The sequence below is a fragment of the Pseudomonas wenzhouensis genome (genome assembly GCF_021029445.1).
Classification (GTDB): Bacteria; Pseudomonadota; Gammaproteobacteria; order Pseudomonadales; family Pseudomonadaceae; genus Aquipseudomonas; species Aquipseudomonas wenzhouensis.
This window is the reverse complement of record NZ_CP072610.1, coordinates 471,150-481,911: the sequence shown is the minus strand read 5'-3', so window position 1 is coordinate 481,911 and position 10,762 is coordinate 471,150. Positions and strand designations below refer to the sequence as shown.

Below are 10,762 nucleotides of genomic sequence, written 5' to 3'. Positions count from 1 at the left end.
TCATAAACTTGGCCTTATCCCTTGCGGGTAAACGCCAGAACTCGCTCGTCGGCCACCGGCACCAGTTGCGGGTGCTGCCAACCGGCTACTTCGCCCACACCCACGACCAGCAGGCCACCCGGCGCCAGGCTCTCGGCCAGGCGATTGAGGATGTCGCGGCGACGCCAGCGGCGGAAATAGATCAGCAAGTTCTGACAGAAAATCACATCCATGCCGGACATCGGCGCATTGGCCAGTTCCAGCACATTGAGCCGGGCACAGCACACACGTGCAGCCAGGCTCGGTACTACCTTGAAACGCCCATCGGCTTGCGCGAGAAAATAGCGTTCGCGCAGCTCGTCACTCACCTGCTCCAGGCGCCGCGCCGAATAACAGGCCTCACGCGCCTTGCTCAGCACGCCCTGGCTGATATCGGTGCCGGTTACCGCAAAATGCTCGGGCAACTCGCTGCCCTGTAGAGCCTCAGCCGCCATGATCGCCAGCGAATACGGCTCCTCACCACTGGAACAACCGACACTCCAGAACTCCCAGGGCTTGCCCAGGCCTGCCGCCAGGCGCTCCTGCAGGTACTGCGCGAGCACCTCGAAGGAAGGGCCATGCCGGAAGAAACGGGTTTCCTGTACGGTCAAACGATCCAGCAGGGTCGACCACTCCACCGCGCCGCGTGGGCCATCGGTGACCTGTTGGTAGTAGCTGGCGTAATCCGTGACGCCCAGTTCGCGCATGCGCGCACTCAGGTTGGTCTGCAGAAAGGCGCGCCGCTGCTCGCTGATCACCACGCCGGTACGCGCCTCGAGCAACGTCTGCCAGTCGTGGAAATCGGCTTGCGACATATCGGCCACCGGGCGCAATGCCCACACGCCCGCTGACTGCATACCTTCGCCCTGGGTCATGGCTGTGTAGCGGAGGCTGCAGCCAGCCTCCGCACTCCTTTATCAGGCGTCTGGCAGGGTGAAACCGGATACCGACTTGCGCATCTCACTGGCCATCTTGGCCAGGTTACCAATGCTCTTGGCGGTGGCGGTGGTACCCGAGGACGTCTGCGAGGTGATCTCCTGGATCACGTTCATGGTGTTGGAAATGTGCCCCGCAGACGAAGCCTGCTGACGGGCGGCGTTGGAAATGTTCTGGATGAGGGCCGCGAGGGTTTTCGATACCTTCTCGATCTCTTCCAGGGCCACCCCGGCGTCCTGCGCCAGGCGGGCACCGCGCACCACTTCGGAAGTCGTCTGCTCCATGGAGATAACGGCTTCGTTGGTGTCGGTCTGAATGGTTTTTACCAGCGCCTCGATCTGCTTGGTCGCCGCCGAGGAACGTTCTGCGAGGCGTTGTACCTCGTCCGCTACCACGGCGAAGCCGCGACCGGCATCACCGGCCATGGAGGCCTGGATCGCGGCGTTCAGTGCAAGGATGTTGGTCTGGTCGGCAATGTCGTTAATCAGGCTAACGATGTCACCGATCTCCTGGGACGATTCACCGAGGCGCTTGATCCGCTTCGAGGTGTCCTGGATCTGCTCACGGATGTTATCCATGCCGGTGATGGTGTTGTGTACGACTTCGTTGCCCTTGTTGGCGATGGCTACGGAACGTTCCGCTACCGCGGAGGATTCCGAGGCGTTCGCCGATACCTGGTCAATCGACACGGCCATTTCGTTGATCGCGGCGGAGGCACCGGCGATTTCCTGCGCCTGGTGCTCGGACGCTTCGGCCAGGTGCATCGCCGTGGCCTGGGTTTCCTGGGCCGCACCGGCTACCTGAACGGCGGTCAGGTTGATGGTGGCTACCAGATCACGCAGCTGGTCGATGGAGTAGTTGATGGAGTCGGCGATGGCACCGGTGAAGTCTTCGGTTACCGTCGCGGCCACGGTCAGGTCACCGTCGGCGAGGTCGGCGATTTCATCGAGCAGACGCAGAATCGCTGCCTGGTTACGCTCGTTCTTCTCGGCGGTCTCGGCCAGTCGGCGGTTGGTCTCGCGCACCATCACCAGGCCGATGAGGATGATCGAAGCCAGCGCCAGGGCGCCCAGCAGGTAACCGACCAGGGTATTGATGGCACGACCGTCTGCCAGGTCTTCGAAGCCACCGGCCAGGTCGGAAGCGGTGCTCAGCAGGGTTTGCGAGACAGTGAAGATGGAGTTCGCCGACTCACGAACCTGAAACAGCTCCGGCGAGGTTTCCAGGATCTCGTCCACCGAGCCGGAGACGAACTCGAACAGCTCGGAGATTTCCGACAGGCGCTCAAGCGCCTCTTCGTCGGTCACCTGGGTGATCTCCATGGCGGCATTGCCTTCGAGCATGGCATTGAGCACGCGGCCGAAGAGGCTGGCATCACGGCCGAACATGTCGGCGGCCTGTACCGAGTCTTCGTCACCGGCCAGTACCTTGTTCACCGAACCCAGGATGCGTTCGGCCAGCAGCGACTGACGCTGAGCCACGGAAACCTGAGCCGCCGGCGCACCACTTTCCAGCAAGATGTCGACCACTTCTTCGTACTCGACCTGCAGTTGCGGAATGGTTTCCGCCAGGGTGGCGGCTACCTGGTGCAGCGAGAGTACGGTCTGTTCGCTGGCGAGAATGGCGTCGGTGTTCTGCCGCAGCGCATCCCAGTCCTTCTGTACGGCAGCCATTTGCGCCTGCACCGAAGCCGGCGCTGGCGGCAGACCGGTACTGGCATCGCCATCGGTCAGATAACCCCAGCGCTGCTGGAAGTCGTTACGCGCCTCGCGCAACAGACCGAAAGCTGGCGCCGTACCTGCGGCCGCTTCAGTGGCGTCCTTGGCGATACGCTGGGACAGTACGCGCAGCTCACCGGAGTGACTGATGTACTCGGTATCGTAGCCGGACTGGGTGTTGATGTAGGCGAAGTTCGCGAACAACAGCACGATGGACACGATGAGCACCACGAACAGCGCTGCGATCAGCGTACTGCTGCGTGCCCCCGCCAACAAATTGCCTGCATTGATTTTTTTCATTTTCTGGCCCCCGCCTGGACCGACCGCACTACGGTTCCCATGTAACGCCAAAAGGCCGGCAGAGCCGACCCAACCGATAAATCTTTAATAAGCCACATCGAGAAAACCCGGATCGGCAGCCAGCGCGTAGGGGCTGAATACCAACCAGGGCTGTTCTCGCTGGAAGACACCGTGGATGAACGGCGCAATGCTCGCCTCGAGAGGCGGCAGTTGTTCTGAAAAGGCATCCACGGGGAAATGCTGCATACCGAAAACCTCATCGACCGTCAGGCCGGCGAAGATTTCCTGGTGATCGACCACCAGCACTCGCCGAAACTTGCGCAGTGGGGACAACTCATTGCCGAAGAATCCGCACAGATCCATGATCGGCAGCAGGCGGCCACGCACGTTGGCCACCCCTTTGACCCAACTCTTCACGCCTGGCAACAAGGTATAGCGCGGCTCGTGCAAAACTTCACCCACCTCTCCCATGGGTGCAACGAACAGGCGCTCCCCCATACGAAAGCCGATGCCGCTCCAGGTCTGCACCGCCGCCTGCTGCGACGGCAGGCCAGCCGCCAGGGCGCGGCAACGCTGGTCGATCTCGAGGAGTAGCTGAAAAGGAGTCTGCACGGACATGCCAGCCTTGGTCTTGTTGTTATTCAGTTCGCGATCAGCACGGCATCAGCCGGCCAGCACCGAACTCAGGGTTTTCAGCAGGGTATCTTCGTCAACCGGCTTGGTCAGGTAATCCTTGGCGCCCTGGCGCTTGCCCCAGACCTTGTCGGTTTCCTGATCCTTGGTGGTGACGATGATCACCGGAATGTGGCTGGTTTCGGCATCCTTGGTCAGTTGACGAGTCGCCTGGAAGCCATTGAGGCCGGGCATGACAATGTCCATCAGGACAGCGTCCGGCTTCTCCTGGCGGGCCAGGGCAACGCCATCGGCGCCGTTTTCCGCCTTGAGTACCTGGTGACCATGCTTTTCCAGCATGGCGGTCAGCTTGTACATCTCGGTCGGGGAGTCATCAACAATCAGAATTCGAGCCATGGTGTTTCCCAATACAGAAGAGACGCAGAGACCGTTGAGCCAGTGCGTCAGGAGGCTTGTTCCACCGGGGTGAAGTCCGGCACATGGGCCTTGATCGCACCGAGCAGCTCTTCCTTGCTGAAGGGCTTGGTCAGGTATTGATCGGAGCCGACGATGCGTCCCTTGGCCTTGTCGAACAGGCCGTCCTTGGAGGACAGCATGATCACCGGGGTGGATTTGAAGGCACTGTTGTTCTTGATCAGGGCACAGGTCTGATACCCATCGAGACGCGGCATCATGATGTCGACAAAGATGATGCTGGGGTGAGTGTCGGCAATCTTGGCCAGGGCATCGAAGCCATCGACCGCAGTGATGACATCACAGCCCACTTTTTTCAGCAGAGTTTCAGCGGTGCGACGAATCGTTTTCGAATCGTCGATCACCATCACTTTCAAACCCTCGGAATGCTGTTCCATTTTCGCCCTACCATCGCCTCGGTGAGTCGTTATATTCGCGTTATCAGTATGCCTGAGGCCCAGTTGCCGATGGGCTTTGACCCAATCGTCGGGCCTTTGTAGCACACTCTCCAGATGCAATCTATAAGCCTGCCGGGGCTGCGCCAGCCCTTGACCAAGGCCATCGCCAACGCCACCCTGACAGCCTCACAAGGCATAGCCAACCAGGCCTTAACCCTCTTATCTCGCGGAGATTTCCCCCATGAGCCTTCGTCTCGGGATCGTCATGGATCCGATTGCCAGCATTTCCTTCAAGAAGGACAGCTCGCTGGCCATGTTGCTGGCCGCTCAAGCACGCGGCTGGTCGCTGTTCTATATGGAGCAGCAGGATCTCTACCAGGTTCGTGGTCAGGCCCGTGCCCGCATGCGCCCGCTGGAAGTATTCAACGACCCGCAACGCTGGTTTGCCCTGGATGCCGAACAGGACACGCCGCTGGCCGAACTGGACGTGATCCTGATGCGCAAGGATCCACCCTTCGACAACGAATTCGTCTACTCCACCTACCTGCTCGAGCAGGCGGAGCGCGATGGTGTCCTGGTCGTGAACCGGCCGCAGAGCCTGCGCGACTGCAACGAAAAATTCTTCGCCACCCAGTTCCCTCGGTACACACCACCTACTCTGGTCACTCGGCGCCCCGACATTGTGCGCCAGTTTGCCGATGAGCACCGTGACATCATTCTCAAACCCCTTGATGGCATGGGTGGTTCGCAAATCTTTCGTCACCGTGAAGGCGACCCGAATCTTTCCGTGATTCTGGAAGCACTGACCCTGCATGGTCGCCAGCAGATCATGGTTCAGGCCTACCTGCCGGCGATCAAGGACGGTGACAAGCGCATCCTGATGATAGACGGCGAACCGGTACCCTACTGCCTGGCGCGCATCCCGGCCGCCGGCGAGACTCGCGGCAACCTGGCTGCCGGCGGACGCGGCGAGGCCCGCCCACTGACCGAACGCGACCGCGAGATCGCTGCGGCAGTTGGCCCCACCCTGCGCGAAAAAGGCCTGATCTTCGTCGGGCTCGACGTGATCGGCGACCATCTGACGGAAATCAACGTCACCAGTCCGACCTGCATCCGCGAGATCGATGCCGCCTTCGACACCCGCATCGGCGAACGCCTGATGGACTGCATTGCCCGCAAGCGCGGACTAAAAGCTTGACGCAAGTGGCAGCCTGGCGCCTGCAACTTGCAGGCGCCCACCGCTACCCGGCAGACTGCGCGACATTCGAAAGCAGACCCGATACGCGATGAACGCAGCAGCCTCCCCAACCAGCGCGCCCTCCGCCACCGTCCGACCGGCGGATCGCCTCGGGTTCACCCTCTTTCTTGCCGCCGCACTGCACGTAGCGGTGATCCTTGGCGTCGGCTTCACCCTGGAGTCGCCACCGGGAATCAGCAAGACACTGGAAATCACCCTGTCCACCTTCAAGAGCGAAAAAGCACCGGACAAGGCCGACTTCCTCGCCCAGGACAACCAGCAAGGCAGCGGCACCCTGGAGCATACCGCCGCACCGAAGACCACCGAGCAGGCGCCCTTTCAGGACAGCGAGGTGCGCAAGGTCACGCCGCCCGCCACGCCGCAGCAGCCCGCCACCCGGCAGGAGGCGCCCAAGGCCGCCATCGCCACCCGCACCCCGCAGCAGCAGAAGACGCCAGTCAAACGCGAGGAAGCCAAGCCGGTTGCGACAACGCGCCCGGCGCCGGTATTCGACGCTGCCCAACTGTCCGCCGAGATAGCCAGCCTGGAAGCGGAACTGGCGCAGGAGGTGCAGGCCTATGCCAAGCGCCCGAAGATTCATCGCCTCAACGCGGCCTCGACCATGCGCGACAAGGGTGCCTGGTACAAGGACGAGTGGCGCAAGAAGGTCGAACGCATCGGCAACCTCAACTACCCCGACGACGCCCGCCGCCAGCGCATCTATGGCAGCCTGCGCCTGCTGGTGTCGATCAACCGCGACGGTTCGCTGTATGAAGTCCAGGTGCTGGAATCATCCGGCCAGGCGGTGCTCGACCAGGCCGCGCAACGCATCGTGCGCCTGGCCGCGCCCTATGCGCCCTTCACCGGCGACCTGGCAGATATCGACCGCCTGGAAATCATCCGCACCTGGCGCTTCGAGCGCGGCGATCGACTGTCCAGCAACTAGCCCGGCACGTCGCTTGTTTACCGTAGCCCGGATGAAATCCGGGAATTTCAGTACCGCTCCCGGATTTCATCCAGGCCACGGACTGACGGACGAGCGCACGCGCAGCAGGACGTACCGGTGCGACGGCAGCTCGCAAGCACTGCGCCAGGGGGATTTGTGAGGCGCCGGCTCCTGAGTCCGCCCTACAGCTTGAAGCCCGGCGCCTTAAAGCCGAAACTAGCCGCCATGAAGAACTCAGCTCCCACCTCGCTCAAGCATCACTTTCTGATCGCCATGCCGCACATGGCCGATCCGAACTTCGCACAGACCGTCACTTATCTGGTCGAGCACAACGATCAGGGCGCCATGGGTCTGGTGATCAACAAGCCCAATGGTCTCAGCCTGGCCGACGTGCTCGAACAATTGCGCCCCGAGGCAGAGCCTGCAGCGCTGTGCCACAGCCTGCCGATCTTCGCTGGCGGCCCAGTGCAGACCGACCGTGGCTTCGTCCTACACCCGTCTGGCCAGCAGTTCCAGGCCACTTTGGATCTTGGTGAACTGGGCCTGTCCACCTCGCAGGACGTGCTGTTCGCCATCGCCGATGGCAGCGGCCCGGAGAAATACCTGATCACCCTCGGCTACGCCGGCTGGGACGCCGGGCAACTGGAAGCGGAACTGGCCGACAACGCCTGGCTGACCTGCCCCGCCGACAGCAGCATTCTCTTCGACCTGCCGTTCGACCAGCGTCTTAACGCCGCAGCCGCGCGCCTGGGCGTCAACCTCAGCCTGCTGACTTCACAGGTCGGGCACGCCTGATGAGCGACAAGCCACTGCGCCTCCTGCTGGGCTTCGACTATGGCACCAAGCAGATCGGCGTCGCCGTCGGCCAGGTGATCACCGGCCAGGCCCGCGAACTGTGCGTGCTCAAGGCGCAGAACGGGGTGCCGGACTGGAGCCGCGTCGAAGCACTGATCAAGGAGTGGCAGCCGGATGCCGTGGTGGTCGGTTTGCCGCTGAACATGGACGGTACGCCCAGCGAGATGAGCGCCCGCGCCGAGAAATTCGCCCGCCGCCTCAACGGTCGCTTCAACCTGCCGGCCTACACCCACGACGAGCGCCTGACCACCTTCGAGGCCAAGGGCCAGCGCCTGCGCGAAGGCCAGAGTGGCGGCTATCGCGAGCGCCCGGTCGACGCCATTGCCGCAGCTCTGCTCCTTCAGGGCTGGCTAGAGGAAAACTGCACGGGCTGAGCGAATCGGCCCGCACCAAGGAGTTTCGCCATGCTACCGAACCCCAACGACCTGCTGCCGGCCATGGCCAGTGCCCTGACTCAGCATCTCAACCAACGCCAGATCGGCGAGCCGCGTTTTATCGGCATCCGCACGGGCGGCGTCTGGGTCGCCCAGGCTTTGCTGGCCGCCCTTGGCCGTGACGACGCACTGGGCGTGCTCGACGTGTCCTTCTACCGTGACGATTTCACCCAGAACGGCCTGCACCCACAGGTGCAGCCGTCCGAGCTGCCGTTCGAGATCGAAGGCCAGCACCTGGTACTGATCGACGACGTACTGATGAGCGGGCGCACAATCCGCGCCGCGCTGAATGAACTGTTCGACTACGGCCGCCCGGCCAGCGTGACCCTGGTCAGCCTGCTCGACCTCAACGCTCGCGAACTGCCGATCCGCCCCGATGTGGTCGGCGCCACCCTGTCGCTGGCCGCCAACGAGCGGGTAAAATTGTCCGGCCCCACGCCGCTGACCCTCGAACTCCAGACGCTCGCCAACTGAGACTCCCTGCGATGACGCCACTCGCCGCCAAGCGCCCGCTGCAACTGAACGATCAAGGTCAGTTGCGCCACTTCCTCTCACTCGACGGCCTGCCCCGCGAGCTGTTGACCGAAATCCTCGACACCGCCGACTCCTTCCTCGAAGTCGGCGCGCGCGCGGTGAAGAAGGTCCCACTGCTGCGCGGTAAGACCGTGTGCAACGTGTTCTTCGAGAATTCCACGCGCACCCGCACCACCTTCGAGCTGGCCGCCCAGCGCCTGTCGGCCGACGTCATCAGCCTCAACGTCTCCACCAGTTCCACCAGCAAGGGCGAGACGCTGTTCGACACCCTGCGCAACCTCGAAGCCATGGCCGCCGACATCTTCGTCGTGCGCCATGCCGACTCCGGCGCCGCGCACTTCATCGCCGAGCACGTGTGCCCGAACCTGGCGATCATCAACGGTGGCGACGGCCGCCACGCGCACCCGACCCAGGGCATGCTCGACATGCTCACCATCCGCCGCCACAAGGGCGACTTCGAGAACCTGTCGGTGGCCATCGTCGGCGACATCCTGCACTCGCGGGTGGCACGCTCGAACATGTTGGCGCTGAAGACCCTGGGCTGCCCGGATATCCGCGTCATTGCGCCGAAGACCCTGCTGCCCGTCGGCCTGGAGGAAAGCTACGGTGTGCGCGTATTCAGTGATGCCAATGAAGGCCTCAAGGACGTCGACGTGGTGATCATGCTGCGCCTGCAGCGCGAGCGCATGCAGGGCGGCCTGCTGCCCAGCGAGGGCGAGTTCTATCGCCTGTTCGGCCTCACCGAGCAGCGCCTGAAACTGGCCAAGCCGGATGCCCTGGTGATGCACCCAGGCCCGATCAACCGCGGCGTGGAGATCGAGTCGGCAGTGGCTGACGGCCCGCAGTCGGTGATCCTCAACCAGGTCACCTACGGCATCGCCATCCGCATGGCCGTGCTGTCGATGGCCATGAGCGGGCAGAATGCCCAACGTCAACTCAACGCCGAGGAGGCCAACTGATGCGTACCGCAATCCTCGGCGCCCGCGTGATTGACCCGGCCAGCGGCCTGGATCAGGTCACTGACCTCTATATCGACGGCACCAAGCTGGTCGCCATCGGCCAGGCGCCTGCTGGCTTCGTCGCCGACAAGGCCCTCGACGCCCAAGGACTGATCGCTGCACCTGGCCTGGTCGACTTGTCGGTGGCCCTGCGCGAGCCGGGCTACAGCCGCAAGGGCAGCATCGCCACGGAAACCCTGGCTGCAGCCGCAGGCGGCGTCACCAGCCTGTGCTGCCCGCCGCTCACCAAGCCGGTGCTGGACACCTCGGCGGTGGCCGAGCTGATCCTCGACCGCGCCCGCGAAGCCGGGCACACCAAGGTGTTCCCCATCGGCGCGCTGAGCAAGGGCCTGGCTGGCGAGCAGCTTGCAGAGCTCGTTGCGCTGCGCGATGCCGGTTGCGTGGCCTTCGGCAACGGCCTGGACAACTTCCGCAGTAGCCGCACCCTGCGTCGCGCGCTGGAATATGCGGCCACCTTCGACCTGCAGGTGATTTTCCATTCGCAGGATGCCGATCTGGCCGAAGGCGGCCTGGCGCACGAAGGCCCGACCGCCAGCTTCCTCGGCCTAGCCGGTATCCCGGAAACCGCCGAAACCGTGGCCCTGGCCCGCGACCTGCTGCTGGTGGAACAGAGCGGCGTGCGCGCGCACTTCAGCCAGATCACCAGCGCCCGTGGCGCCGAACTGATCGCCGCGGCCCAGGCCCGCGGCCTGCCGGTGACCGCCGATGTAGCGCTGTACCAGTTGATCCTCACCGATGAAGCACTGATCGATTTTTCCAGCCTCTACCATGTGCAGCCACCGCTGCGCTCGCGTGCCGACCGTGACGGCCTGCGCGAGGCTGTTAAGGCCGGAGTGATCTCGTCCATCGCCAGCCACCACCAGCCGCACGAGCGCGATGCCAAGCTGGCGCCCTTTGCCGCTACCGAGCCTGGCATCAGCAGCGTGCAGCTCCTGCTGCCGCTGGCCCTGACTCTGGTGCAGGACGGCCTGCTGGATCTGCCGACGCTGCTGGCACGCCTCTCCAGTGGCCCGGCTGCCGCCTTGCGCCTGCCGGCCGGCACGCTGAGCGTCGGCGGCGCTGCCGATATCGTGCTGTTCGATGCGCAGGCCTCCACCGTCGCTGGCGAGCAGTGGTACTCCAAGGGCAGCAATTGCCCGTTCATCGGCCACTGCCTGCCTGGCGCGGTGCGCTACACGCTGGTCGACGGGCATATCAGCTACCAGAGCTGAGCCCTTCGAGCCCGCCACCCGGCGGGCTCGCCAGCTCCGTAGGGTGTCGCGGGGTAACCCAGGCTATGCG

The 10,762-nt window shown here is 63.5% G+C and carries 12 protein-coding genes; 7 read left to right on the top strand and 5 right to left on the bottom strand.

The window, feature by feature from the left end:
• Positions 1-14: 14 nt before the first annotated feature.
• The 5 genes from J7655_RS02305 to pilG form a co-directional block, all read right to left on the bottom strand.
• Complete coding sequence (locus J7655_RS02305; RefSeq protein ID WP_084340983.1) at positions 15-875, bottom strand: protein-glutamate O-methyltransferase; 861 nt, start codon at positions 873-875, stop codon at positions 15-17.
• A gap of 60 nt (positions 876-935) precedes the next feature.
• Positions 936-2,972 carry a methyl-accepting chemotaxis protein gene (locus J7655_RS02300; protein ID WP_230926383.1) on the bottom strand — a complete coding sequence of 679 codons (2,037 nt, stop codon included), beginning with the start codon at positions 2,970-2,972 and terminating at the stop codon, positions 936-938.
• 84 nt (positions 2,973-3,056) lie between these two features.
• Positions 3,057-3,590, bottom strand: a complete 534-nt coding sequence (locus J7655_RS02295; protein ID WP_230926382.1) for a chemotaxis protein CheW — start codon at positions 3,588-3,590, stop codon at positions 3,057-3,059.
• Positions 3,591-3,635: 45 nt separating this feature from the next.
• Positions 3,636-4,001, bottom strand: a complete 366-nt coding sequence (pilH, locus tag J7655_RS02290; protein ID WP_230926381.1) for a twitching motility response regulator PilH — start codon at positions 3,999-4,001, stop codon at positions 3,636-3,638.
• 47 nt (positions 4,002-4,048) lie between these two features.
• Entirely contained in the window at positions 4,049-4,456 is a 408-nt protein-coding gene (pilG, locus tag J7655_RS02285; protein ID WP_003458788.1) for a twitching motility response regulator PilG, read from the bottom strand.
• Between the two features lie 241 nt (positions 4,457-4,697).
• On the opposite strand from pilG, the gene gshB reads away from it, so the two are divergent.
• The 7 genes from gshB to J7655_RS02250 all read left to right on the top strand — a co-directional run bounded on the left by gshB (position 4,698) and on the right by J7655_RS02250 (position 10,692).
• Complete coding sequence (gshB, locus tag J7655_RS02280) at positions 4,698-5,654, top strand: glutathione synthase (RefSeq protein WP_230926380.1); 957 nt, start codon at positions 4,698-4,700, stop codon at positions 5,652-5,654.
• Between the two features lie 88 nt (positions 5,655-5,742).
• Positions 5,743-6,639 (top strand): energy transducer TonB, encoded by an 897-nt coding sequence (locus J7655_RS02275; protein WP_230926379.1) that lies wholly within the window; start codon positions 5,743-5,745, stop codon positions 6,637-6,639.
• A gap of 225 nt (positions 6,640-6,864) precedes the next feature.
• Positions 6,865-7,434, top strand: a complete 570-nt coding sequence (locus J7655_RS02270; RefSeq protein WP_230926378.1) for a YqgE/AlgH family protein — start codon at positions 6,865-6,867, stop codon at positions 7,432-7,434.
• Positions 7,431-7,868 carry a Holliday junction resolvase RuvX gene (gene ruvX, locus J7655_RS02265; RefSeq protein WP_099522898.1) on the top strand — a complete coding sequence of 146 codons (438 nt, stop codon included), beginning with the start codon at positions 7,431-7,433 and terminating at the stop codon, positions 7,866-7,868. The genes J7655_RS02270 and ruvX overlap by 4 nt, the downstream gene beginning before the upstream one ends.
• A gap of 30 nt (positions 7,869-7,898) precedes the next feature.
• Positions 7,899-8,402 carry a bifunctional pyr operon transcriptional regulator/uracil phosphoribosyltransferase PyrR gene (pyrR, locus tag J7655_RS02260; protein ID WP_143502319.1) on the top strand — a complete coding sequence of 168 codons (504 nt, stop codon included), beginning with the start codon at positions 7,899-7,901 and terminating at the stop codon, positions 8,400-8,402.
• Positions 8,403-8,413: 11 nt separating this feature from the next.
• Complete coding sequence (locus J7655_RS02255; protein ID WP_003458776.1) at positions 8,414-9,421, top strand: aspartate carbamoyltransferase catalytic subunit; 1,008 nt, start codon at positions 8,414-8,416, stop codon at positions 9,419-9,421.
• On the top strand, positions 9,421-10,692 hold the full coding sequence (locus J7655_RS02250; protein ID WP_230926377.1) for a dihydroorotase: 1,272 nt from the start codon (positions 9,421-9,423) through the stop codon (positions 10,690-10,692). Before J7655_RS02255 ends, J7655_RS02250 begins: the two co-directional genes overlap by 1 nt.
• Positions 10,693-10,762: the final 70 nt, after the last annotated feature.

Excerpts from the sequence above, each read along its gene's own strand:
- J7655_RS02305 (WP_084340983.1), bottom strand. The coding sequence starts at position 875 with ATGCAGTCAGCGGGCGTGTGGGCATTGCGCCCGGTGGCCGATATGTCG.
- gshB (WP_230926380.1), top strand. The coding sequence starts at position 4,698 with ATGAGCCTTCGTCTCGGGATCGTCATGGATCCGATTGCCAGCATTTCC.
- pyrR (WP_143502319.1), top strand. The coding sequence starts at position 7,899 with ATGCTACCGAACCCCAACGACCTGCTGCCGGCCATGGCCAGTGCCCTG.
- J7655_RS02295 (WP_230926382.1), bottom strand. The coding sequence starts at position 3,590 with ATGTCCGTGCAGACTCCTTTTCAGCTACTCCTCGAGATCGACCAGCGT.
- J7655_RS02300 (WP_230926383.1), bottom strand. The coding sequence starts at position 2,972 with ATGAAAAAAATCAATGCAGGCAATTTGTTGGCGGGGGCACGCAGCAGT.
- J7655_RS02250 (WP_230926377.1), top strand. The coding sequence starts at position 9,421 with ATGCGTACCGCAATCCTCGGCGCCCGCGTGATTGACCCGGCCAGCGGC.
- pilG (WP_003458788.1), bottom strand. The coding sequence starts at position 4,456 with ATGGAACAGCATTCCGAGGGTTTGAAAGTGATGGTGATCGACGATTCG.
- J7655_RS02275 (WP_230926379.1), top strand. The coding sequence starts at position 5,743 with ATGAACGCAGCAGCCTCCCCAACCAGCGCGCCCTCCGCCACCGTCCGA.
- J7655_RS02255 (WP_003458776.1), top strand. The coding sequence starts at position 8,414 with ATGACGCCACTCGCCGCCAAGCGCCCGCTGCAACTGAACGATCAAGGT.
- J7655_RS02270 (WP_230926378.1), top strand. The coding sequence starts at position 6,865 with ATGAAGAACTCAGCTCCCACCTCGCTCAAGCATCACTTTCTGATCGCC.
- pilH (WP_230926381.1), bottom strand. The coding sequence starts at position 4,001 with ATGGCTCGAATTCTGATTGTTGATGACTCCCCGACCGAGATGTACAAG.